This is a genomic window from Serratia sp. AR11, from assembly GCF_056376275.1.
In genome coordinates, this window is the sequence record NZ_CM150739.1 from 640,619 (window position 1) to 663,531 (window position 22,913).

General features: G+C 55.4%; 21 protein-coding genes and 1 other annotated feature. Of the genes, 12 read left to right on the top strand and 9 right to left on the bottom strand.

Annotated features, from left to right (window positions below):
- Window positions 1–10: 10 nt before the first annotated feature.
- Window positions 11–916, top strand: coding sequence for a LysR family transcriptional regulator (locus tag ACSOSI_RS03030; RefSeq protein ID WP_476706535.1), 906 nt, complete (start codon window positions 11–13; stop codon window positions 914–916).
- Window positions 917–952: 36 nt separating this feature from the next.
- Here the strand turns inward: ACSOSI_RS03030 and ettA are convergent, their stop codons facing one another.
- The 4 genes from ettA to yfiR form a co-directional block, all read right to left on the bottom strand.
- Window positions 953–2,620 carry an energy-dependent translational throttle protein EttA gene (ettA, locus tag ACSOSI_RS03035; RefSeq protein ID WP_012005124.1) on the bottom strand — a complete coding sequence of 556 codons (1,668 nt, stop codon included), beginning with the start codon at window positions 2,618–2,620 and terminating at the stop codon, window positions 953–955.
- 146 nt (window positions 2,621–2,766) lie between these two features.
- Complete coding sequence (yfiB, locus tag ACSOSI_RS03040; RefSeq protein ID WP_017891551.1) at window positions 2,767–3,264, bottom strand: outer membrane lipoprotein YfiB; 498 nt, start codon at window positions 3,262–3,264, stop codon at window positions 2,767–2,769.
- A 36-nt stretch (window positions 3,265–3,300) separates the two neighbouring features.
- A complete protein-coding gene (gene dgcN / locus ACSOSI_RS03045) occupies window positions 3,301–4,548 on the bottom strand; it encodes a diguanylate cyclase DgcN/YfiN (protein ID WP_012005126.1) in 1,248 nt (415 codons plus the stop codon).
- A complete protein-coding gene (gene yfiR / locus ACSOSI_RS03050; protein WP_476706536.1) occupies window positions 4,545–5,159 on the bottom strand; it encodes a regulatory sequestration protein YfiR in 615 nt (204 codons plus the stop codon). The genes dgcN and yfiR overlap by 4 nt, the downstream gene beginning before the upstream one ends.
- Window positions 5,160–5,904: 745 nt before the next feature.
- Here yfiR and sltY point away from each other — a divergent pair.
- Both sltY and trpR read left to right on the top strand, forming a co-directional pair.
- The gene (gene sltY, locus ACSOSI_RS03055; protein ID WP_012005128.1) at window positions 5,905–7,833 is read left to right on the top strand and encodes a murein transglycosylase; all 1,929 of its coding nucleotides are present in this window, start codon (window positions 5,905–5,907) and stop codon (window positions 7,831–7,833) included.
- A gap of 55 nt (window positions 7,834–7,888) precedes the next feature.
- Window positions 7,889–8,218, top strand: coding sequence for a trp operon repressor (trpR, locus tag ACSOSI_RS03060; protein ID WP_153858096.1), 330 nt, complete (start codon window positions 7,889–7,891; stop codon window positions 8,216–8,218).
- Window positions 8,219–8,236: 18 nt separating this feature from the next.
- Here trpR and yjjX read toward each other — a convergent pair whose 3' ends face one another.
- Complete coding sequence (gene yjjX / locus ACSOSI_RS03065) at window positions 8,237–8,776, bottom strand: inosine/xanthosine triphosphatase (RefSeq protein WP_012005130.1); 540 nt, start codon at window positions 8,774–8,776, stop codon at window positions 8,237–8,239.
- A 111-nt stretch (window positions 8,777–8,887) separates the two neighbouring features.
- Here yjjX and gpmB point away from each other — a divergent pair, with 111 nt between their 5' ends.
- On the top strand, window positions 8,888–9,535 hold the full coding sequence (gpmB, locus tag ACSOSI_RS03070; RefSeq protein ID WP_012005131.1) for a 2,3-diphosphoglycerate-dependent phosphoglycerate mutase GpmB: 648 nt from the start codon (window positions 8,888–8,890) through the stop codon (window positions 9,533–9,535).
- Here gpmB and robA read toward each other — a convergent pair.
- Window positions 9,532–10,401, bottom strand: a complete 870-nt coding sequence (gene robA, locus ACSOSI_RS03075; RefSeq protein ID WP_261138836.1) for an MDR efflux pump AcrAB transcriptional activator RobA — start codon at window positions 10,399–10,401, stop codon at window positions 9,532–9,534. The two genes, gpmB and robA, sit on opposite strands and share 4 nt — an antisense overlap.
- Window positions 10,402–10,741: 340 nt before the next feature.
- Between robA and creA the strand changes: the two genes are divergently transcribed.
- The gene (creA, locus tag ACSOSI_RS03080) at window positions 10,742–11,221 is read left to right on the top strand and encodes a protein CreA (protein WP_012005133.1); all 480 of its coding nucleotides are present in this window, start codon (window positions 10,742–10,744) and stop codon (window positions 11,219–11,221) included.
- Window positions 11,222–11,269: 48 nt separating this feature from the next.
- Here the strand turns inward: creA and arcA are convergent, their stop codons facing one another.
- Complete coding sequence (gene arcA / locus ACSOSI_RS03085; protein ID WP_004949989.1) at window positions 11,270–11,986, bottom strand: two-component system response regulator ArcA; 717 nt, start codon at window positions 11,984–11,986, stop codon at window positions 11,270–11,272.
- A 633-nt stretch (window positions 11,987–12,619) separates the two neighbouring features.
- Between arcA and ACSOSI_RS03090 the strand changes: the two genes are divergently transcribed.
- The 5 genes from ACSOSI_RS03090 (at window position 12,620) to thrC (ending at window position 18,353) form a co-directional block, all read left to right on the top strand.
- Window positions 12,620–13,306 carry a tRNA/rRNA methyltransferase gene (locus ACSOSI_RS03090; RefSeq protein ID WP_012005134.1) on the top strand — a complete coding sequence of 229 codons (687 nt, stop codon included), beginning with the start codon at window positions 12,620–12,622 and terminating at the stop codon, window positions 13,304–13,306.
- Between the two features lie 212 nt (window positions 13,307–13,518).
- Window positions 13,519–13,587 (top strand): thr operon leader peptide, encoded by a 69-nt coding sequence (gene thrL, locus ACSOSI_RS03095; protein WP_071998276.1) that lies wholly within the window; start codon window positions 13,519–13,521, stop codon window positions 13,585–13,587.
- Window positions 13,526–13,644, top strand: a sequence feature (Thr leader region). It overlaps the preceding gene by 62 nt.
- A gap of 25 nt (window positions 13,645–13,669) precedes the next feature.
- Entirely contained in the window at window positions 13,670–16,129 is a 2,460-nt protein-coding gene (thrA, locus tag ACSOSI_RS03100; RefSeq protein WP_026142189.1) for a bifunctional aspartate kinase/homoserine dehydrogenase I, read from the top strand.
- A gap of 1 nt (window position 16,130) precedes the next feature.
- Window positions 16,131–17,060 (top strand): homoserine kinase, encoded by a 930-nt coding sequence (gene thrB, locus ACSOSI_RS03105; RefSeq protein WP_012005136.1) that lies wholly within the window; start codon window positions 16,131–16,133, stop codon window positions 17,058–17,060.
- A gap of 3 nt (window positions 17,061–17,063) precedes the next feature.
- Window positions 17,064–18,353 carry a threonine synthase gene (gene thrC, locus ACSOSI_RS03110; protein ID WP_012005137.1) on the top strand — a complete coding sequence of 430 codons (1,290 nt, stop codon included), beginning with the start codon at window positions 17,064–17,066 and terminating at the stop codon, window positions 18,351–18,353.
- 61 nt (window positions 18,354–18,414) lie between these two features.
- On the opposite strand, the gene yaaA is transcribed toward thrC, so the two are convergent.
- Window positions 18,415–19,188, bottom strand: coding sequence for a peroxide stress protein YaaA (yaaA, locus tag ACSOSI_RS03115; protein ID WP_017891555.1), 774 nt, complete (start codon window positions 19,186–19,188; stop codon window positions 18,415–18,417).
- A 104-nt stretch (window positions 19,189–19,292) separates the two neighbouring features.
- The gene (locus ACSOSI_RS03120; RefSeq protein ID WP_454889166.1) at window positions 19,293–20,717 is read right to left on the bottom strand and encodes an alanine/glycine:cation symporter family protein; all 1,425 of its coding nucleotides are present in this window, start codon (window positions 20,715–20,717) and stop codon (window positions 19,293–19,295) included.
- Between the two features lie 381 nt (window positions 20,718–21,098).
- Here ACSOSI_RS03120 and tal point away from each other — a divergent pair, with 381 nt between their 5' ends.
- Window positions 21,099–22,052 carry a transaldolase gene (gene tal, locus ACSOSI_RS03125; RefSeq protein ID WP_012005140.1) on the top strand — a complete coding sequence of 318 codons (954 nt, stop codon included), beginning with the start codon at window positions 21,099–21,101 and terminating at the stop codon, window positions 22,050–22,052.
- Between the two features lie 150 nt (window positions 22,053–22,202).
- Window positions 22,203–22,790, top strand: coding sequence for a molybdopterin adenylyltransferase (gene mog / locus ACSOSI_RS03130; protein ID WP_017891557.1), 588 nt, complete (start codon window positions 22,203–22,205; stop codon window positions 22,788–22,790).
- Window positions 22,791–22,913 lie beyond the last annotated feature (123 nt).

Consider the following 22,913-nt stretch of genomic DNA (forward strand, 5'->3'; position numbering starts at 1 on the left):
GAGGTGAACAATGAGGTTTAAACAGCTTCAGGATATGGCGTTGTTTGCGCTGGTGGCTGAATGTGGCAGTTATACCGCCGCCGCCAAACGGGCTGCCTTGCCAAAGTCCAGCGTCAGCCAGCGCATTAGTCAGTTGGAACAGACGCTGGGTCTGCGGCTGTTAAACCGCACCACCCGTCAGCTCAATCTGACCTTTGCCGGTGAACGCTATCTGGAACACTGCCAGGAGATGCTGTCCGCCGCCGAACGGGCCGACCTGGCGCTGCAACGGCTGCGTGATAACCCCAGTGGGCGGTTGCGTATCTCGACCCCCGCCGGGTTGGGGGCAACCTTGCTGGCGCGGCTGGCGGCGGATTTCCAGCGGCAATATCCGGATGTCTCGCTGGAGGTGTCGGTATCTGATGCTATGGTAGATATGGTGCAGGAGGGGTTCGATGCCGCGCTGCGAACCGGCAAACCGCAGGATTCTTCACTGATTGGCCGTCGTTTGGGGCATGCGCCACGTTATTTGCTGGCGTCGCCGGCCTATCTGGCGCAGTCCCCGCAGATTGTCGATCCGCAACAGTTGCAGCAGCACCGCTGTATTGCACATAGCTCCTGGCCGGTCTGGAGCCTGCGTCGGGGCGACGAGTATTTTCGTTGGCAGCTGCCGATGCGGCATGTTACCGATAATCTGCTGTACGCGCGGGAATGTGCGATTGCCGGTGCGGGTATCACCATGCTACCGGCCTTTCTCAGCCGTGAGGTGGTGGCGCAAAAACAACTGGTCGAGGTGCTGCCGGAATGGCAGGCGGAAGGCAATGAGCTGTATCTGGTTTATCCAAGCCGCAAGCTGAATTCACCGGCGCTGGCCTGTTTTATCGACGTGGTATTGCAACACCCGGTGTTTGACGATTATGCCCGCGAGCTGGCGTAGGAATAAAAAAAGCGCCGCATGCGGCGCTTTCCGGGATTACTTGGCGATTCGCTTGTACTTGATACGGTGTGGTTCAAGCGCTTCGGCGCCCAGCGTCCGCTTCTTGTACTCTTCGTATTCGGTAAAGTTACCTTCGAAGAATTCCACATTGCCTTCATCCTGATAATCCAGAATGTGGGTGGCGATGCGGTCAAGGAACCAACGGTCGTGCGAGATGACCATCGCACAGCCTGGGAATTCCAACAGGGCGTTTTCCAGCGCGCGCAGGGTTTCGATATCCAGGTCGTTGGTCGGTTCATCGAGCAGCAATACGTTGCCGCCAACCTGCAGCAGCTTGGCCAGATGCAGACGGCCACGCTCACCACCGGACAATTCGCCGACGCGTTTGCCCTGATCGACACCCTTGAAGTTGAAGCGGCCGACATAGGCACGGCTTGGCATTTCGGTGTTGCCGATACGCATGATGTCCTGGCCGCCGGAAACTTCTTCCCAAACGGTTTTGGAATTATCCATGCTGTCGCGGAACTGATCGACCGAGGCCAGTTTGACGGTGTCACCCAACACGATGCTGCCGGAATCAGGTTGTTCCTGGCCGGACATCATGCGGAACAGCGTGGATTTACCGGCGCCGTTCGGGCCGATAATGCCAACAATCGCGCCTTTCGGTACTGCAAAGGTCAGGTCATCAATCAGCACGCGGTCGCCGTAAGACTTGCGCAGGTTACTGACTTCAACCACTTTATCGCCCAGGCGTGCGCCAGGTGGGATAAACAGTTCGTTGGTTTCGTTACGCTTTTGGTATTCGGTGCTGTTGAGCTCTTCAAAGCGAGCCAAACGGGCCTTGCCTTTGGACTGACGGCCTTTGGCGCCCTGACGAACCCACTCCAGCTCTTTCTCGATAGATTTGCGACGTGCGGCTTCGGAAGAGGCTTCCTGCGCCAGACGAGCGTCTTTTTGCTCCAGCCAGGAAGAGTAGTTGCCTTCCCATGGGATACCTTCGCCACGGTCCAGCTCGAGGATCCAGCCGGCCACGTTGTCGAGGAAGTAACGGTCGTGGGTAATGGCCACTACGGTGCCTTCAAAGTCATGCAGGAAACGTTCCAGCCAGGCCACGGATTCGGCATCCAGGTGGTTGGTCGGTTCGTCCAGCAGCAGCATGTCCGGTTTTTCCAGCAGCAGGCGGCACAGGGCGACACGGCGACGTTCACCACCGGAAAGGTTGGCGATTTTCGCGTCCCACTCCGGCAGGCGCAGCGCATCGGCGGCGCGCTCCAGCTGGGTGTTCAGGTTGTGGCCATCATGGGCCTGAATGATCTCTTCCAGGCGGCCCTGCTCAGCGGCCAGCTTGTCGAAATCGGCACCTTCTTCGGCGTACAGTGCGTACACCTCATCAAGACGTTTCAGCGCACCGACCACTTCTGCCAGCGCTTCTTCGACCGACTCACGGACGGTATGTTCGAGGTTCAGCTGCGGTTCCTGCGGCAGGTAACCGATCTTAATCCCTTGTTGTGGGCGAGCTTCACCTTCGATATCGGTATCGATGCCGGCCATGATGCGCAACAGAGTGGATTTACCCGAGCCGTTCAGACCCAGTACACCAATTTTGGCGCCAGGGAAGAAGCTCAGCGAGATGTTTTTCAGGATGTGACGCTTCGGCGGAACCACTTTGCCGACGCGATGCATGGTATAGACGTATTGAGCCACGGTGCCTCTGCCTCTCTATATCAGTTTTTATAGGATGTCTGGCTGCGGAGTGTAGCCCGTTTCGACAGCGGATCCCAGACATCACACAGCGATCGTCAAGTATAACCTTTTATGCTTATGCGCCGGTGAAGGCGCATATTGGTTGCTTAAGGGGTGACGACTATCGCGACGCGGCGGTTTTCCGCCCGGCCGCTGGAGGTGCGGTTATCGGCCACCGGATCGCGTTTACCCATGCCGCGGGTTTCGATGTTGGCACGTGGAATGCCTACGCTGGCGAGCAGATCCGCCACAGCATTGGCGCGACGCAGAGAGAGCTGATCGTTATAGCTGTCTTCACCGTAATTATCCGTATGACCATCCAGACGGAACTGAGTGATACCGACGCTCATCAATGCGCGGCCCATTTTCTGTACCGTGTCGGTACTTTCCGGGTTCAGCTTGCCGATGTTATTGCCAAACAGCACTTTGTCGGACAGGCCAAATTCCCAGCCGTTATCGGTCAGCTTGAACCCTTGCGACTGCAACAGGGCAATTTGCTCGGGCGTCAGGCCCTGAGGTTTGCTCTGGCAGCCGGCGAGGGCCAGCAGGGCGATAAACATCATCGCCAGCAGTGAAAAACGGTTTTTTAGTGTTTGCTGTATCATAATCAAAATCCCTAGTTTTATTTTTTAGCCGGGGCCTTATTTTTGTATTGCCAGCCGCCAGCCTCCGTTATAACGATGCTTTGCCTGGTACATCGCATCGTCAGCTTCGTGCAAGAGCCCCTGAGGCGTTACCGCATGCTCTGGGTAAAGTGCAATACCGATACTCAGAGAGGAAATCACCGCCTCATCGTTCGGTAAAATCACCGGTTGGGTCATGCAGTCGATTATGTTATCGGCAATCTGCAGGACATCTTCCGTAGTGTGGACCGGTGCCAACAATACGGCGAATTCATCACCTCCCAAACGTGCCACCAGATCGCTTTCACGCAGCTGCGCGCGAATGCGCCCGGCAATGGTAGTCAACACCACATCGCCTGCGGCATGGCCGTAACTGTCGTTAACTTCCTTGAAGCGGTCACCGTCGATAAACAGCACCGCCAGTTTTTCGCTGGGTTTAATGTCCCCCAGCGCACGGCTCAGGCGGCCCTCAAAGAAGGCGCGGTTCGGCAAGCCGGTCAGGCTGTCGTGGGTGGCCCGGTGAGTCAGTGAGTCATTTTCCTGCTTCAGGTGTGCCTGCCAGGCTTCCAGCTCGTCGAGCAGGCCATTAAAGTCGCTGCTCAGCTCATGCAGTTCGGCAATCGGCGCCGACGGCACCCGCAGGCCAAAGGCGCGATCGCGACGTACCGCATGCGCGACATTGGCGATGTCATCCAGAGAACGGACAATGCCTACCAGCATGCGGCGGGAAAGTACCAGCGCACACAGGGTACTGAGCACCAGACAGGCGATCATGCCGATCATGCCGCGCAACAGAAAGCGCAGCAGGCTGCCGCCGTGGCCCAGCAGCCAAACTTTGCCGACCTCTTTGCCTTCATGAGTAATCGGCAGGATCACCGGTTCCGGCAGCGCCCAGCGGGCCACGATTTGTTCCATACCGTGCAGCGGGCCATCTTCGGGGTGACGCCAGGTGGCGAGCACTTTGCCGCTGTTGTTCAGAATTCTGGCTTCCGATACCTCCTCTTTGGAGGCGATCAATACCAGCGCCTCACTTGCGGCGGTGCGGTCTTCAAACACCACGGCAGCTTCGACGGTATAGCTGATGGAGCGTGCAATCAGGTGCAGGTTATGGTTGGCATAAGCGCGCAGCGCAAACAGCGCGACCAGCGTCAGGAAAATCCCGGCGGTGCCGACGGCAATCAGCGCCAGCCCAAGATGCACCCGTTGCAGCACCCGGCCCAGCGTCGGGCGTGACTGACCCGATCGGTTCTTGCGCAACCACTTCATAGCGGCGGCACCGGTTTGCGTGCCAGTTGCAGCACGTTGGGGTGAACGCGTACGCCGCTGCGCGCCAGTGCATCAAGGTTCACTTTAAAGCTGGCCTCGTCCCCTTCGAACTGCAGACAAAATGCGTTGCCGGCAGAACACTCTGCATCGTTCTCGCTGATGCTGAGAATCGAATGACCGCTAATGCGCTGGATGAAATTCTGTTTCTGCCCGGCATTGATATTGCCTAAATAAATCACATCACAGCCGGTGCTCAGCAATGGGCTGTCGAAAGCGATGCGCTCGGCTTTTATTGGCCTGGGCGCGCTAAGCAGGATGGGATCGAACAGTCCGTCGGCATATTGTGTCGGCGCCGTCACGCACAGTCGGATAGGGTTGGGTCCACTCGGCCAGCGGGCATAGCTGATGATGCCGACCACCACAGTGGTGACGGCATGGGTACGATTTTTATATGAATCGCCCGTCTCGGGGTGGGCCAAACCGGGAAATGCCAACAGAGCGAGTAGAAACAGCGATAACAGACGGCCGTTGTCCAGACGTGCGCAAAGGAAACTCATGAATGAGTTTTTTGCGCAGGTCACTAACAACGCGGCATTTTTTGCCATCTTCATCTGCTATTCCTGCCCACGTCCGCAGTACTGTTGCGGCAACATAACGATGAGAAGCCTGACCCGGTCGAAGGGATAATTGTCTTGCTGAAAACTGTCAATCGCACTGCCTGATGAACACTATCTAACCCATAATTGGCGCGGATTGTATTATAAGATATCCCTGTTGCGCGCTTTATGTGCCATTTTCTCGGAATTATCTTAGCCTTTTTTAATAGTATAAAAACGACCACCGGGGTTTGCCAGGCGTTTTCTGCAAAGTTGGCGCGCCAGGCCTGGGTTCTGGCGGTTTGCGCAACTTTTCTGCCCCTCGTTTTGAGTGCGAAATCCTGCGACGGCTAATAATTTCAAATGGCTTGGTTTTATATTGGCGGTGGGGATTAATAATCGCGGGTCCGACCGGTTTTTAGCGTTAGCCCAGGATGAAATGATTAAAACGGCAAAAATTGCCGCCAGCTTTAATTAATTTGTCAGCGAGGGTAAACCTTTTTTACCTGAAGCCCATCGTGACGATAAACTTCTTCTACAGTAGTGAATGGATAGGCGATCCTGCTGTCTATGATAGACGGCTGAGCGGGTTGCTCAGCGTCCCCCTTTTGCTCTGGCGTGCCGGATAGACGTTATTCCACGACAGAGCGCGAAATACTCGGAGAGCCGGGTTCACCGATCCGTTGGCTGCTGACGTAGCGCGGCAACGGGCTGAAGCGGCTCTGGCAACACCATCAGCATTAGCGAGGAAAGAGTCAGTATGGTCAAGGTAGACAAGTGGCGGTTTTTGGCTGTGGGCCTGTGCCTGACGGCATTTTCAAGCGCCGCATTGGCGGATTCCCTGGACGCTCAGCGTCAGCGCTACCTGCAGATCAAGCAGGCGTGGGACAGCAAACAGATGGACGTGGTGGCGCAACTGATGCCGACGCTGCGTGATTACCCGCTTTACCCTTATCTGGAATACCGTGAGCTGACGCAAGATCTCAGCCAGGTCGGATTCTCTGAGGTGAATGACTTTATCAAGCAGCATCCGACGCTGCCGCCGGCCAAATCGCTGGCCCCGCGTTTTGTTAATGAACTGGCGCGGCGTGAAGACTGGCGTACCCTGCTGGCCTTCAGCCCGCAGGCACCGAAACCCATTGCTGCGCGTTGCAATTACTACTATGCCAAATGGGCCACTGGCGATCAGACCGCGGCCTGGAGCGGTGTCGACGACATCTGGATGAGCGGTAAATCGCTGCCGGGAGCCTGTGACAAGTTGTTCAGCGTCTGGCAGGGGGCCGGTAAACAAACGCCAACGGCTATTTTGGAACGCATGAAACTGGCGTTGAAAGAGGGCAACAGTGGCTTGGTGAACAGCCTCTATCGCCAATTGCCGTCAGATTATCAGACCATGGGTGATGCCCTGGTGCGTCTGCAAAACGATCCTGCGACGGTTGAGTCCTTTGCCCGCAGCGTGGGGCCGACCGACTTTACCCGTGCAGCGACCGGCATCGCCTTCGAACGCCTGGCGCGTCAGGATGCGGAAAACGCCCGGGCGATGATCCCAACCCTCGTCCGTCTGCAGAAAATGAGCGACAGCGAGCGGCTGGGGCTGGAGGAAGCGGTGGCATGGCGCCTGATGGGCAGCGATGCGACCTTTGAACAGACCCAGTGGCGCGACAAGGTGATCCTGCGTAGCCAGTCACCGGCACTGCTGGAGCGCCGCGTGCGTATGGCGCTGGGGGCCGGCGATCGCCAGGGGGTGGCGACCTGGCTGGCGCGTCTGCCGACCGAGTCACGCAATAAAGATGAATGGCGCTACTGGCGTGCGAGCATGTTACTGGACGAAGGCAAACGCAGCGAAGGGGAAGAGATCCTGCGTCGGCTGATGACCGAACGTGGCTTCTACCCGATGGTGGCGGCACAGAAACTGAATACGCCTTACCCGGTGATGGTGGCGGTAGCGGCAAAACCCCGCGCATCATTGGTGGACGGCCCGGAAATTGCCCGGGTGCGCGAGTTGATGTACTGGAATATGGATAACCTGGCGCGCAGTGAGTGGACTTCCTTCGTGGCCAGTCGCAGCCGCCCGGAACAGGAAGCGCTGGCGCGTTATGCCTTCGAGCAGAAATGGGCCGATCTCAGCGTGCAGGCAACTATTGTCGGCAAAATGTGGGACCACCTTGAGGAACGTTTCCCGGTAGCCTGGCCGCAAGAATTCCGCGCCGCGACCGATGACAAGGGGATAACGCCGAGTTATGCCATGGCGATTGCTCGTCAGGAGAGCGCCTGGAATCCGAAAGCACAGTCACCGGTAGGGGCCAGCGGCCTGATGCAGGTGATGCCACGTACCGCGCAGCATACCGTGCAGATGTACAATATTCCCGGTTACTCAAGCCCCAGCCAACTGCTTGATCCGCGTGTCAATATTACCATCGGCACCAGCTATCTGGAGTACGTTTACCAGCAGTTTGGCCGCAATCGGATCCTGTCATCGGCGGCTTACAATGCCGGTCCGTCTCGGGTGAATACCTGGTTGGGTAACAGTGAAGGGCGGGTTGATGCCGTGGCATTTGTCGAAAGCATCCCGTTCTCGGAAACCCGTTCTTACGTGAAGAACGTGTTGGCATACGACGCATTTTATCGCTATCTCATGCATCGGCCGGCTAAAGTGCTGACCGACGCCGAGTGGCAGAGGCGTTATTGATTTTGACGTCGCTATGGTATGCTGCTGTACTAGTTAAATAGTATGGTGGCTTGCCATGACGCAATTATCGCTTAACGACCCGGCTCTTTCAGAACAAGGTAATGAGGATTGGCTGCGCTTTGTTGCGCTGCTGCAGAATTCGTTTGCCCAGGATCTGCATCAACCGCTGATGCAACTGTTGTTGACGCCGGACGAACGTACGGCTTTAGGCACAAGGGTACGGATTATCCAGGAATTGATGCGCGGTGAGATGAGCCAACGTGAGCTGAAGAATGAACTGGGGGCGGGGATTGCCACCATCACTCGCGGTTCAAACAGCCTGAAGGCAGCGACCCCGGCATTAAAGCAGTGGCTGGAACAGCAGTTGCTGGGCGAGGCACCGTAGCGCCGCGCCCACCGAAGGTTATTTTTGTGCCGCGTTGTTATGGTTCTGGTAGATAGGGTTGTGGAAAGGCACCAGCGCCAGCAGCAGAGCCTGATGGTAAACGCTGGTGCGGCTCAATCGCCCATCGGTAAAGATGCCAATAGCGCCCCCCTGGCGTTTCACTTCGGCATTGCCGGTGATGGTTGCCATTTCACTGCCCAATTCGCGGCCGGCGCGAATTCCCTGTAAAATCGTCTCCGGCAGCATCAGGCTGGCTGAGCGCGATTCGCCACGGGTCTGCGGATTTTCCACCGTCATCCAGGCGAAAGTCATATTCTCTTCGATTCCTGCCTCAACGCCGACCCAAAAGTCGGCTTCCGGGCGTACCTGCCGCGCTTCCATAACACGCTGGCGTGCACCGGTGCGGGTTTCGTGATTACCTATGGGTTGCAGTGAAACGCCACTGGCGACGTCGACCGATTCAATGCGGCATTGGTCCTGGCCAAAAGTGTCCTCAAAGGCCAGTTGAATAGCCTTGATCTTTGCCGGGTTGGTAGTTGCAGCGACAACATGATACATAACGGGTTTGGCATCCTTAAGCTAAGAGCCTATTCACTACGTCAGGCGTTTGCGCAAGCGGCATCTGACGACGATAAACTCAGGTTTCACGCAGTATAACGGAAAAGCAAAATGTTACAGGTATACCTCGTTCGCCACGGCGAAACGGAGTGGAATGCGGCTCGCCGCATCCAGGGTCAGTCGGACAGCCCGTTAACCGCCAACGGTGAACATCAGGCTCGCCTGGTTGCCCAGCGCGTCAGCAAACAAGGCATCACACACGTGATTACCAGCGATCTGGGGCGTACCCGCCGCACTGCGCAAATCATCGCGGAGGCTTGCGGTTGCGAGGTGATAAACGATCCGCGTTTGCGTGAGTTGCATATGGGGGTGCTGGAAGAGCGCTTAATCGACAGTCTGACGCCGCAGGAAGAACAGTGGCGCAAGCAGATGGTCGATGGTACTGCCGATGGCCGTATCCCTCAGGGCGAGTCAATGAGCGAGTTGGGCGACCGGATGCGCGAGGCATTGGAAAGTTGCCTGATGTTGCCTGAAGGCAGCAAACCGCTGATTGTCAGCCATGGTATCGCTTTAGGCTGTCTGATCAGTACCGTGCTCGGGCTACCGGCCTATGCCGAGCGCCGCCTGCGTTTACGCAACTGTTCACTGTCGCGAGTCGATCACCAGCAGAGTCCCTGGTTGGCTTCTGGCTGGATTGTCGAAACGGCGGGCGATGTCACGCATCTGGACACGCCCGCGCTGGATGAACTGCAGCGTTAACGGCGGATCGGGATCAAATAGTCGCAGTTGATCTCGGTTGGCGGTTGGGGTGGCCGGCGGTCACCCTTGGGATAAAAGCGCTCAATATCGTGCCCTTTACGGCGCGTGAGTTTGAGTGCCGGCAGGCAAGTGCCATAGAGGGTCAGAATAAAGTCCTGCAGGCCAGAAGCCGGGCCTTCATAGCTGAACATCGCATACTCACCACCTTGCAACACCAGCGGCTGTCCGGCCTGAATTTTCGCCGGTACGTGATGCGGTTCCAGCGCCGTGGTGTACAGCACTTCCTGCTCGTCATCCTTTTCCTGACTCGGACGTGAATGGTGCAGCCCGTATAACACCGGCGGCAGCGACTCTGCTTCGCCCAGATACTGGCGCCAGAACTGCGACCGCAATTCGGTACGGCAGTGGGAGATTTGCTCCAGCGTACAGGAATAGCTTTGCGTCAGGCCAATCAAGTGCTGTTCCGGCATCGTGACAAACTCGGGTTGCGGCAGAGTAAAGGCGCCCAGGCGGATTGGCGGACAAATGCCGAATGAGTTCCAGTCTTCTGCACGGCGATACAGTGCCGGCGTTTGCGCAAACTGTTTTTTAAATGCGCGGGTAAATGTCTGCTGCGAGTCGAAGCGATACTGTAAGGCTATATCCAGAATAGGTCGGCTGGTTAAACGCAGCGCTACCGCAGCCTTGGATAATCTCCTTGCCCGGATATAAGCCCCGATGGCGTTACCGGTAATATCTTTAAACATCCGTTGTAAATGCCATTTAGAGTAACCTGCTTTGGCCGCCACATTGTCCAGTGACAAAGGTTGGTCCAAATGGCTTTCCAGCCAGCTAAGCAGATCACGAATAATACCGGCTTGATCCATAGATCTTCCTCGTAGAGCTTTAGGGTAGGAACCCGAACTGTTTATTCATTACGCTGGTGCTTGCGCTATCAGACCAATCCATGAGCCATTTTGCGTAGCACTCTTTCCTCTTGCCACTGTTGAGCAAGGGTTGGATAGGGGCACACCTTAAACGGGCGCAAAGATATAACGACGCCGCATAATAGCAATTTTTTTCCTCTGAGACTCTCAAAGATTTTTTTCACGCTCTGTGCTAAAAAGACCGGTGCGGACCAGAAAGATCCTTTTCTGTGACCTAAAACATAAACAATATTGATTGCCGGTACCCATTTTTAGGATTTAGCCTATTGGAGTTAAGTGAATGAAAAAAGGATGGTTATTTTTGTTTTGTTTAGTTTGCGCAACGGTAAATAGTGCGCAGGCAGAACAGGTTGGGTCGGTTGATACGGTATTTAAACTCTTTGGTCCGGACCATAAAATTGTGGTGGAAGCGTTCGACGATCCTGATGTTAAAAATGTAACTTGTTATATCAGCCGGGCAAAAACCGGGGGCATCAAAGGTGGGTTGGGATTAGCGGAAGATACTGCGGATGCCGCCATTTCTTGCCAGCAGGTTGGGCCGATTGAGCTGACTGATAAAATCAAAAATGGTAAGGCGGAAGGGACGGTCGTGTTCCAGAAGCGAACATCGCTGGTGTTCAAGAAACTGCAGGTGGTGCGTTTCTACGATGCTAAACGTAATGCATTGATTTATCTTAGTTATTCAGACCGCGTGGTGGATGGTTCACCGAAGAATGCGCTGAGCGCAGTGCCGATCATCCCCTGGGGTGAGGCAAAATAAGATTTGGGGTTCTGCGGAACCCCAAATATTTTAACGCGGGAGGAGGGCTTACTCTTCCAGATCGCCGCAGAAACGGTAACCTTCACCGTGAATAGTAGCGATGATTTCCGGCGTGTCCGGCGTTGATTCGAAGTGCTTGCGGATGCGACGGATGGTCACGTCCACGGTACGGTCATGCGGCTTCAGCTCACGGCCGGTCATCTTCTTGAGCAGTTCGCCACGGGATTGGATCTTGCCCGGGTTTTCGCAGAAGTGCAGCATGGCGCGGAATTCACTGCGTGGCAGTTTGTATTGCTCGCCCGCGGGGCTGATCAGTGAGCGGCTGTTGATGTCCAGCTCCCAACCGTTGAACTTATAGCTTTCAACCAGGCGACGTTCTTCGCCGACGCTTCCCAGGTTCATGGTGCGTGACAGCAGGTTACGTGCGCGAATGGTCAATTCACGCGGATTAAATGGCTTGGTGATGTAATCATCGGCGCCGATTTCCAGGCCGAGGATTTTGTCAACTTCGTTATCACGGCCGGTCAGGAACATCAGCGCAACGCTGGCCTGTTCGCGCAATTCACGCGCCAGCAGCAGGCCATTTTTGCCTGGCAGATTGATGTCCATGATAACCAGATTGATATCATTTTCAGACAGGATGTTGTGCATCTCTGCACCATCATTGGCTTCATGAACAACGTAGCCTTCCGCCTCGAAAATGCTCTTCAGGGTGTTACGAGTGACTAACTCGTCTTCGACAATCAGAATGTGCGGGGTCTGCATATATGCTACCTAAAATTGCCAACAAAATAGAAAATAGGAAGTACAGAAGTCTTTGTTTTCATAGCGGAGGGCAGAGATTAGCGCTCACGTTCCCTTCTACCAAACGACTAAAGTACGTAAACTCGTTCTTGATGCACTTTCCATCCCATGTCAACAAGATCGCTAGCTTGGTTGGGGCGCTATTCCTTACATCCCCAAAGGTGCCAAAACGGTGCATATCCTAACCGTATTAACAGCAATATAACAGTGCGCACCGAATTCATCACCCAACAAAACTAAGGTTTGTTGACATATATCAAATTCAATTGTAGCACGTTAACAGTTTTGTGAAAAACACTTACAGAAATGCCAGCTTAAGTCACAGAAGCCTAAATTCTGTGTACGATTCAGCATTGCGGTGCCTAATGAGGTAGAATTATTGACTTATTGATAAAAGGCTTCTTTTAACGCTTTGATTAATAAGCACAGTAAAACATAAGTAGCAATAATATGTATTACGAGAAATTTATCGGGGCAATAACCTATTTAGCCCTGTCTACCCTCAATTTCGGGATTATTGTTGCGTAGATGTAAATATAATCAGACTATCCCAAACAGTCAAAAATACGCGATCTGTCGTTTAGTGGAGTATTGATGCAGCTTCATATTGTTTTAGTGGCTCCGGCGCGGCCGGAAAACGTCGGCGCTGCGGCGCGGGCAATGAAAACCATGGGTTTCACTTCGTTGCGCATTGTCGACAGCGAAGCGCACCTGCAACCGGCGGCTCGCTGGGTGGCTCATGGGGCGGGGGATATCCTCGACGGCGTGCAGACTTTCGCCACTCTCGAGCAGGCGCTGGCGGACGTGGATTTCACCGTTGCTACCACTGCCCGCAGCCGCGCGCGTTTCCATTATTACTGTACGCCGCAGCAACTGTTGGGTCAGTTGAGTGAGCGCAGTCAGTGGGTGGGGCAGGCAGCGTTGGTGTTTGGCCGTGAAGATTCCGGCCTGACCAATGAAGAGCTGGAGTTGGCCGATTTGCTGACCGGTGTGCCGATGCAGGCAGATTACCCTTCGTTGAATCTCGGCCAGGCGGTGATGGTGTATTGCTATCAACTGTCGGAACTGATGAAGGTTAGCGCACCGCAGGAACCAGTGGCTAATGAGGGCCAGCTTAAAGCACTGCGTCAGCGTGCCGATGGTTTGCTGGGGGCATTGGGGGTGGGTGACGATCAAAAATTGCGCGATTGGCTGCACCAGCGGCTTGGTACTTTGCAGCAGCGCGATACGGCAATGTTGCATACTTTGCTGCATGACATCGAAAAAAAACTGACAAAGTGATACCCGCAAACATGGCTAATTAGGCAGTGTGATCCACTGCAAAACTGTCGCCAGTCTGTCTTTTTATCCTGCCATTTGGCTTTTCGACTGTCGCATTGCCCAGTTGCTGCATTGGGCAATAAACAAGCAAAAACAAGAAATAATTTGACTTGGGATAGCGATTGCTTTAACCAATAGAGGGGACAGAGTATTTAATGAGACAGACAGACAAAATGCGAAATATCAGCCTGAACACAACAATTATTACCACCACCGATACCACAGGTAACGGGGCGGGCTGACGCGTACAGGAAACAAAAGAAAAAAGCCCGCACCTAACCAGTGCGGGCTTTTTTTTCGGCTTAAATTCGGGAGAGACAAGAAATGCGAGTGCTGAAATTTGGCGGAACCTCGGTAGCGAATGCAGAACGTTTTCTGCGCGTTGCCGACATCATGGAAAGTAACGCACGTCAGGGACAGGTGGCCACGGTCTTGTCCGCTCCGGCTAAAATCACCAACCACCTGGTGGCGATGATTGATAAAACGGTAGCGGGGCAGGACATTCTGCCAAATATGAGCGATGCAGAACGCATCTTTGCCGACCTGCTGAGCGGTCTGGCACAGGCGTTGCCCGGCTTTGAATACGATCGTCTCAAGACGCTGGTCGATCAGGAATTTTCCCAACTCAAACAGGTACTGCATGGCGTTGCGCTGCTGGGGCAATGCCCGGATAGCGTGAATGCGGCTATCATCTGCCGCGGTGAGAAGCTCTCTATCGCCATCATGGAAGGGGTGTTTCGCGCCAAAGGTTTCCCGGTTACGGTGATAAACCCGGTGGAGAAACTGCTGGCGCAGGGGCATTACCTGGAGTCCACGGTAGACATTGCCGAATCCACACTGCGCATCGCCGCCGCAGCAATCCCGGCGGATCACATCGTGCTGATGGCCGGTTTCACCGCCGGTAACGATAAAGGGGAACTGGTGGTGCTGGGCCGTAACGGCTCCGACTACTCTGCTGCGGTACTGGCTGCCTGCCTGCGCGCCGACTGCTGTGAGATCTGGACCGACGTCGACGGCGTTTATACCTGCGATCCTCGCACCGTGCCAGACGCCAGGTTGCTGAAATCGATGTCGTATCAGGAAGCTATGGAGCTTTCCTACTTCGGCGCCAGCGTGCTTCACCCCCGAACTATCGCTCCCATTGCCCAGTTCCAAATCCCTTGCCTGATCAAAAATACCGCCAACCCGCAGGCCCCAGGCACGCTGATTGGCGGCGAAAATCTGGATACCGATACCCCGGTGAAGGGCATCACCAATCTCAATAACATGGCGATGATCAACGTCTCCGGGCCAGGGATGAAGGGCATGGTCGGCATGGCGGCACGCGTGTTTGCCGTGATGTCCCGTGCCGGTATCTCAGTGGTGTTGATCACCCAGTCCTCTTCCGAATACAGCATCAGCTTCTGCGTACCGCAGAGTGAGCTGCAGCGTGCCCGTCGCGCACTGGAAGACGAATTCTATCTTGAATTGAAAGATGGCCTGCTGGAGCCGCTGGACGTGATGGAGCAGTTGGCGATTATCTCGGTCGTCGGCGATGGCATGCGCACCCTGCGCGGTATTTCGGCCAGCTTCTTCTCCGCCCTGGCGCGCGCCAACATCAATATTGTCGCTATTGCCCAGGGGTCCTCCGAACGTTCCATCTCGGTGGTGGTCAGCAACGACTCGGCGACTACCGGGGTTCGCGTCTGCCACCAGATGCTGTTTAACACCGATCAGGTGATTGAAGTGTTTGTTATCGGCGTTGGCGGCGTCGGCGGTGCGTTGATCGAACAGATCTACCGTCAACAGCCGTGGCTGAAGCAAAAGCATATCGACCTGCGGGTGTGCGGCATTGCCAATTCACGCGCCATGTTGACCAACATACACGGCATCGCGCTGGATAGCTGGCGTGATGAACTGGCCGGTGCGCAGGAGCCATTCAACCTTGGCCGTCTGATCCGCCTGGTGAAGGAGTATCACCTGCTGAATCCGGTGATTGTCGATTGCACCTCCAGCCAGGCGGTGGCCGATCAATACGCCGATTTCCTGGCCGATGGTTTCCACGTGGTGACGCCGAACAAAAAGGCCAACACTTCGTCGATGAATTACTACCAACAACTGCGCACCGCCGCGGCCGGTTCACGTCGCAAGTTCCTGTACGACACCAACGTCGGTGCGGGGTTGCCGGTGATCGAAAACCTGCAAAACCTGCTGAACGCTGGTGATGAGCTGACGCGCTTCTCTGGCATTCTGTCCGGTTCGCTGTCGTTTATTTTCGGTAAGCTCGATGAGGGCATGTCGCTGTCGGCCGCGACCCTGGAGGCCAAAGCCAAGGGCTATACCGAGCCGGATCCGCGTGACGATCTTTCCGGTATGGATGTGGCGCGCAAGCTGCTGATCCTGGCGCGTGAGGCGGGTTACAAACTGGAGTTGGCCGATATCGAGGTTGAGTCGGTGCTGCCACCTTCCTTTGACGCTTCCGGCGACGTGGAAACCTTTATGGCGCGCCTGCCGGAGCTGGATAAAGAGTACGCCCGCAACGTGGCCAATGCCACCGAGCAGGGTAAGGTGCTGCGCTATGTCGGGGCGATCGAAAATGGCCGCTGTCAGGTGCGTATAGATGCGGTAGACGGTAACGATCCGTTGTATAAAGTGAAGAACGGCGAGAACGCCCTGGCTTTCTACAGCCGCTACTATCAGCCATTGCCACTGGTGCTGCGCGGCTACGGTGCCGGTAACGATGTGACCGCCGCAGGGGTATTTGCCGACCTGTTGCGCACACTGTCATGGAAGTTGGGAGTTTAATATGGTTAAGGTGTATGCGCCGGCCTCAATTGGTAACGTCAGCGTCGGTTTCGACGTTCTGGGTGCAGCGGTGTCGCCAATTGACGGTACCTTGCTGGGCGACTGCGTCAGTGTAGAGGCCGCCGAAACGTTCAGTTTGCAAAATGCCGGTCGCTTCGTCAGCAAGCTGCCGGACGATCCGAAAGAGAACATCGTTTACCAATGTTGGGAGCGCTTCTGCCAGGAAATCGGTCAGCAAATCCCGGTGGCGATGCGACTCGAGAAAAATATGCCGATCGGTTCAGGTCTGGGATCCAGTGCCTGCTCGGTGGTCGCCGGGTTGATGGCGATGAATGAGTTCTGCAACCGCCCGCTGGATAAAATGACGCTGCTGGGCCTGATGGGCGAGTTGGAAGGCCGCATCTCCGGCAGCGTGCATTACGATAACGTAGCGCCTTGCTACCTCGGCGGCCTGCAGTTGATGTTGGAAGAAGAAGGCTTCATCAGCCAGGAAGTGCCATGCTTTAAAGACTGGCTGTGGGTGATGGCCTATCCGGGCATCAAGGTATCCACCGCCGAAGCGCGTGCGATCCTGCCCGCGCAGTATCGTCGTCAGGACTGTATCAGCCACGGTCGCTATCTGGCGGGCTTTATCCATGCCTGCCATACCCAACAACCGCGCCTGGCCGCCAAACTGATGCAGGACGTGATTGCCGAGCCGTACCGCACCCGCCTGTTGCCGGGTTTTGCCGACGCACGCAAAGCCGCTCAGGATATCGGTGCCTTGGCTTGCGGTATTTCCGGTTCCGGCCCGACGCTGTTCGCCGTTTGTGATGACGGCGCAACGGCGCAACGCATGGCCGACTGGCTGACTAATCACTATCTGCAAAACGACGAAGGTTTTGTTCATATTTGCCGCCTGGATACCGCAGGCGCACGACTACTGGGATAACGCATGAAACTGTACAACCTTAAGGATCATAACGAGCAGGTTAGCTTCACACAGGCGATCAAACAGGGCCTGGGCAAACAGCAAGGGCTGTTTTTCCCGCTGGATCTGCCGGAGTTTGAACTGACCGAAATCGACCATCTGCTGGAACAGGACTTTGTCACGCGCAGCAGCCGTATCCTGTCGGCATTTATTGGCGATGAAGTTTCTGAAGAAGCATTGCATAAGCGTGTGGCGGCGGCCTTTGAGTTTCCGGCACCGGTAGCGCAAGTTGAAGATGATATCGCCTGCCTGGAGTTGTTCCACGGCCCAACGCTGGCGTTTAAAGACTTCGGCGGCCGCTTTATGGCACAAATGCTGGCGGAAGTGGCGGGCGATCAGCCGGTCACTATCCTGACCGCGACCTCCGGTGATACCGGCGCGGCGGTGGCTCATGCCTTCTACGGCCTGAAGAATGTGCGCGTGGTGATCCTGTATCCACAGGGCAAAATCAGCCCGCTGCAGGAAAAACTGTTCTGCACCCTGGGTGGCAACATCCATACCGTGGCGATTGACGGCGATTTTGACGCCTGCCAGGCATTGGTGAAGCAGGCATTTGACGATCAGGAATTGAAAGAAGCCCTGCACCTGAACTCGGCCAACTCGATTAACATCAGCCGCCTGCTGGCGCAGATTTGTTATTACTTCGAAGCGGTTGCGCAATTGCCACAGGAAGCACGCAACCAGTTGGTGATTTCAGTACCCAGCGGCAACTTCGGCGATCTGACCGCCGGGCTGCTGGCCAAGTCACTGGGCCTGCCGGTGAAGCGTTTTATCGCCGCGACCAATGCCAACGACACCGTGCCGCGCTTCCTGACTAACGGTCAGTGGCAGCCTCATGCCACGGTGGCTACGCTGTCTAATGCGATGGATGTCAGCCAGCCGAACAACTGGCCACGGGTCGAAGAGCTGTTCCGCCGTAAGATTTGGCAGTTGAAAGAGCTGGGCCATGCCACGGTCAGTGACGAAACCACCAAAGACACTATGCGTGAACTGGCGAAGTTGGGTTATCTCTCCGAGCCGCACGCGGCGATTGCTTACCGCGCGTTGCGTGACCAGTTGCAGGAAGGGGAGTTTGGTCTGTTCCTCGGCACCGCGCATCCGGCCAAATTCAAAGAGAGCGTCGAGGACATTCTCGGCCAGGAATTGCCACTGCCGAAGGCGCTGGCACTGCGTGCTGATTTGCCGCTGCTGTCTCACAACCTGCCCGCCGGTTTTGGCGAACTGCGCAAGTTCCTTATGGCCTTGCCAGCCTGATCCTCATGGCCACATAAAGCGAAAAGCCGTCATTGCGACGGCTTTTTTATGGGTGCTGGCCTTACTGCTCTGGGCGTTTGAACACCAGCTCGTTGCCTTGGGAATTGGCTTCGTCAAATGCGTAGCCTTCCAGATTGAAATCAAGCAGTTGTTCGCGCTGCGTCAGACGATTTTTGATGATAAAGCGGCTCATCAGTCCGCGCGCCTTCTTGGCGTAGAAGCTGATCACTTTGTATTTGCCGTTTTTCTCGTCGAGGAACACCGGTTTAATCAGCTCGCCGTGCAGTTTAGCCGGTTTCACCGATTTGAAATATTCGTCGGAAGCCAGGTTGACCACCACATCGTCACCTTGTTGCTCCAGCGCTTCATTAAGTTTTTTGGTGATTTGCTCGCCCCAGAAACTGTACAAATCCTTGCCCTTGGCATTGTCCAGTTTGATGCCCATCTCCAGACGGTAAGGCATCATCAGATCAAGCGGGCGCAGCACGCCGTACAGCCCGGACAGCATACGCAGATGCTGTTGGGCGAAATCAAAGTCATCTTCGCTGAAGTCCTGCGCGTGCAGCCCGGTATAAACGTCGCCTTTAAACGCCAGCAGGGCCTGGCGGGCATTGTCCGGGGTGAATTTCGGTTGCCAGTCGCCAAAGCGAGCGGCGTTCAGGCCGGCCAGTTTATCGCTGATGCCCATCAGCTTGGAGATTTGTACCGGCGTCAGATCGCGGCAGATTTTGATCAACTGCTTCGATTTATCCAGCAGTTCCGGCTGGGTGAAGCGTTCGGTTGCCAGTGGGCTTTCGTAATCAAGAGTTTTTGCAGGTGAAATAATAACGAGCATGGCCAGATCCTGTTTTTCCAAGAACCGCTACTGTAGCAAAAAGCGCGGGAAAAAGGGTCAATGGGTCTGATAGGCAGGGCGCGCGTTTGACGCACCCGCAAAAATTAATTTTTGTCCCACACGCCCGGTTCAAGCTGAGATTTCAGCTCGGGGAAGCGGTTGGCGTCAAAAGTGGGCAATCTTCCCAGCGTTCGCTGACGGTGGTAATCGTTAGCCAATTTCAACGCAACGCGTGACAGCAGCAGGATCGCCGTCAGGTTGGTGATAGCCATCAACGCCATAGAGGTATCGGCCATTTTCCATACCACCGGCAATTCGGCCAACGCACCAAACATCACCATACCCAGTGCGGCGCAACGGAAAATCAACAGGCCGGCCGGGTGGTTGTGCTCCAGGAACACCAGATTGCTTTCGGCATAGGCGTAGTTGGCGATAATCGAGGTAAAGGCGAAGAAGAAAATGGCGATGGCGACAAACGGCGAGCCCCAACTGCCGACGGCAGCAGACAGCGCGCGCTGGGTCATGTCGATACCGCTGATGTTGTCCACCGGTTGATCCAATACGCCGGAGGACAGAATGATGGCGGCAGTTGCACTACAAATCACGATAGTGTCGACAAACACCCCAAGCATCTGCACATAGCCCTGCGAGGCCGGATGCGGTGGGTAAGGTGAGGCTGATGCCGCCGCATTGGGCGCAGAACCCATACCGGCTTCGTTGGAGAACAGGCCACGCTGTACACCCTGAGTCATCGCCTGCGAAATACCGTAGCCGACGGCACCGGCCGCCGCTTCCTGCAGCCCGAAGGCGCTTTTCACCACCAGCGAGAGGATCGCCGGCATATGTTCAATGTTATGGCCAATCACCCACAGGGCCAGCAGTAAATAGGCTGCAGCCATCAGCGGCACCACCAGTTCGGCCACGCGGGCCACGGAACGAATGCCGCCGAAAATCACGATACCGCTCAGGACCACCAGGCCGATACCGACATACAGCGGTTTAACGTGGAAAGCGACGGCGGAAGCCTGGGCGATGGAGTTGGCCTGTACGGCGTTGAACACCAGGCCGAAGGCGATGATCAGGAAGATTGAGAACAGCACGCCCATCCAGCGCATGCCCAGCCCTTTCTCCATATAATAGGCCGGGCCGCCGCGGTAGTTACCCTGGTCGTCTTTGGTTTTGTAGAGCTGTGCCAGACTGCTTTCCACAAAGGAGGTGGCCATGCCGATAAAGGCCACTACCCACATCCAGAAGATGGCACCGGGGCCACCGGCGGTGAGGGCAATGGCCACGCCGGTCAGATTACCGGTACCGACGCGAGCGGCGAGGGTAGTACATAAGGCCTGAAAGGAGGAGATACCTGCGCTGTCGCTCTTGTTGCTGTTTTTCAGCAGCGAGAACATGTGGCCAAAATGGCGAACCTGGATAAAACGCGTGCGCAGGGTGAAATAAATACCGGTACCGAGCAGCAAATAAATCAGTACCGAACCCCACAAAATATTATTTATAAAATTTATCAGGTCCGTCACGGATCCCTCCTTGTTGAAATTTGTTGCGCACCGCGCCGTATCCACCGCGGGTGAAAATATATTGACTGAGTTTTTACAAGAGCTTAGCTGAAATCAGCCCGGTTCCGAGCAATTGAGACTTTTCTCAGATTTCGAAACCTATTGCATTAATTTTCGCGAATTTAACATAATTTATTCAAGCGATAGCACGTTATTGCCTTTTCATCAGCTCGGGAATGACGAAAGATAGCAGCGTAAACGGTTGCTCGCTCAAGGATAAAACCAGCACCGCCGGGGCGTGATTTTCCAGCCTTGCACCGGGCCTTGCGCATGTTATTATCAGGGCAGGGCATGGTTGAACGATGCCAAAAGTTCATGCACACACGATGAGATAATGCCAACATGACCGATAAATTAACTTCCCTGCGCCAACTGACTACCGTGGTTGCAGATACGGGCGATATCGCGGCTATGAAGCTGTATCAACCGCAAGATGCTACGACCAACCCTTCGCTGATCCTCAATGCAGCCCAAATTCCTGAATACCGCAAACTGATTGACGAAGCCATTGCCTGGGCTCGCGAGCAGAGCAGCGATCGCGAACAGCAGATCGCCGATGCCGCTGACAAGCTGGCCGTTAACATTGGTCTGGAAATCCTGAAGCTGGTTCCAGGCCGCATCTCCACCGAAGTGGACGCACGTCTGTCTTACGACACCGTAGCCAGCGTTGCCAAGGCCAAGCGCCTGATCAAACTGTACAACGATGCCGGCATCAGCAACGATCGCATCCTGATCAAACTGGCCTCTACCTGGCAGGGTATCCGCGCTGCGGAACAGCTGGAAAAAGAAGGCATCAACTGTAACCTGACGCTGCTGTTCTCCTTTGCTCAGGCCCGTGCCTGCGCCGAAGCCGGCGTTTACCTGATCTCTCCGTTTGTTGGTCGTATCCTCGACTGGTACAAAGCCAATGGCGACAAGAAAGAGTTCGCGCCAAACGAAGATCCAGGTGTGGTTTCCGTTACCGAGATCTACCAGTATTACAAACAGCACGGTTTCAAAACCGTGGTGATGGGCGCCAGCTTCCGTAACGTTGGCGAAATCATCGAACTGGCCGGTTGTGACCGCCTGACCATCGCCCCTGCACTGCTGAAAGAGCTGGCAGAGAGCGAAGGTACACTGGAGCGTAAACTGGCCTACACCGGCGAAGTGCAAGCGCGTCCTGCCGCTTTGACCGAGCCTGAGTTCTACTGGCAGCACAACCAGGATCCAATGGCAGTTGAGAAACTGACCGACGGTATCCGCAAGTTTGCCGTAGACCAGGGCAAGCTGGAAAAAATGATCGCCGATCTGCTGTAATTCCGGCAATCAGTGCAGAAAAAGGTGGCTTAGGCCGCCTTTTTTTATGCCTGCAGATCCCGCAGGCAGGCAGACACTTTATACTCTCAAGATTGAAAATAGGGCGGGAAGCGAACCCGTCCGAACCCCATCAGGCTGTAGAGGTTACGCATGGACATATTACGTATTGGTTTGGTTTCCGTTTCTGACCGCGCTTCCGGCGGCGTTTACCAGGACAAAGGGATACCGGCGCTGGAGGAATGGCTGACTGGCGCGTTGAGCACTCCGTTTAAGCTGGAGACCCGCCTGATCCCCGATGAGCAGACGTTGATCGAACAAACCCTGTGTGAGCTGGTGGATGAAATGGGCTGCCATCTGGTGCTGACCACCGGTGGTACCGGCCCCGCGCGCCGCGACGTGACACCTGACGCTACCTTGGCCATTGCCGATCGCGTGATGCCCGGCTTCGGCGAGCAAATGCGTCAAATCAGCCTACACTATGTGCCAACGGCCATTCTTTCACGTCAGGTGGGGGCAATCCGCAAGCAGGCATTGATCATCAACCTGCCGGGGCAACCCAAGTCGATCAAGGAAACGCTGGAAGGGGTTAAGGACGAGCAGGGCAAGGTGGTGGTGCATGGCATCTTCGCCAGCGTGCCGTACTGCATACAGTTGCTTGAGGGGCCCTATGTGGAAACCGAGGCGGCAGTGGTAGCAGCATTTCGTCCGAAGAATGCGCGTCGCGAGATAAACCTCTAAATTTCAGCCTTTTGTGAGATTAGCGCTAGCCGATCTGGTGTGAAAATAATTTGCCGTTATAGTAAGGATTCGTTTACAGAAAGCCGCTGGCTTTTATTTTCACAGTTTCCTCCGACGGTACCC

Coding starts and splice junctions, on each gene's coding strand:
- yaaA (WP_017891555.1), bottom strand. CDS start 19,188: ATGCTCGTTATTATTTCACCTGCAAAAACTCTTGATTACGAAAGCCCA.
- tal (WP_012005140.1), top strand. CDS start 21,099: ATGACCGATAAATTAACTTCCCTGCGCCAACTGACTACCGTGGTTGCA.
- thrC (WP_012005137.1), top strand. CDS start 17,064: ATGAAACTGTACAACCTTAAGGATCATAACGAGCAGGTTAGCTTCACA.
- dgcN (WP_012005126.1), bottom strand. CDS start 4,548: ATGAAGTGGTTGCGCAAGAACCGATCGGGTCAGTCACGCCCGACGCTG.
- gpmB (WP_012005131.1), top strand. CDS start 8,888: ATGTTACAGGTATACCTCGTTCGCCACGGCGAAACGGAGTGGAATGCG.
- yfiR (WP_476706536.1), bottom strand. CDS start 5,159: ATGAAGATGGCAAAAAATGCCGCGTTGTTAGTGACCTGCGCAAAAAAC.
- ACSOSI_RS03090 (WP_012005134.1), top strand. CDS start 12,620: ATGCAGCTTCATATTGTTTTAGTGGCTCCGGCGCGGCCGGAAAACGTC.
- thrB (WP_012005136.1), top strand. CDS start 16,131: ATGGTTAAGGTGTATGCGCCGGCCTCAATTGGTAACGTCAGCGTCGGT.
- trpR (WP_153858096.1), top strand. CDS start 7,889: ATGACGCAATTATCGCTTAACGACCCGGCTCTTTCAGAACAAGGTAAT.
- yfiB (WP_017891551.1), bottom strand. CDS start 3,264: ATGATACAGCAAACACTAAAAAACCGTTTTTCACTGCTGGCGATGATG.
- robA (WP_261138836.1), bottom strand. CDS start 10,401: ATGGATCAAGCCGGTATTATTCGTGATCTGCTTAGCTGGCTGGAAAGC.
- creA (WP_012005133.1), top strand. CDS start 10,742: ATGAAAAAAGGATGGTTATTTTTGTTTTGTTTAGTTTGCGCAACGGTA.
- thrA (WP_026142189.1), top strand. CDS start 13,670: ATGCGAGTGCTGAAATTTGGCGGAACCTCGGTAGCGAATGCAGAACGT.
- ACSOSI_RS03030 (WP_476706535.1), top strand. CDS start 11: ATGAGGTTTAAACAGCTTCAGGATATGGCGTTGTTTGCGCTGGTGGCT.
- arcA (WP_004949989.1), bottom strand. CDS start 11,986: ATGCAGACCCCGCACATTCTGATTGTCGAAGACGAGTTAGTCACTCGT.
- yjjX (WP_012005130.1), bottom strand. CDS start 8,776: ATGTATCATGTTGTCGCTGCAACTACCAACCCGGCAAAGATCAAGGCT.
- sltY (WP_012005128.1), top strand. CDS start 5,905: ATGGTCAAGGTAGACAAGTGGCGGTTTTTGGCTGTGGGCCTGTGCCTG.
- mog (WP_017891557.1), top strand. CDS start 22,203: ATGGACATATTACGTATTGGTTTGGTTTCCGTTTCTGACCGCGCTTCC.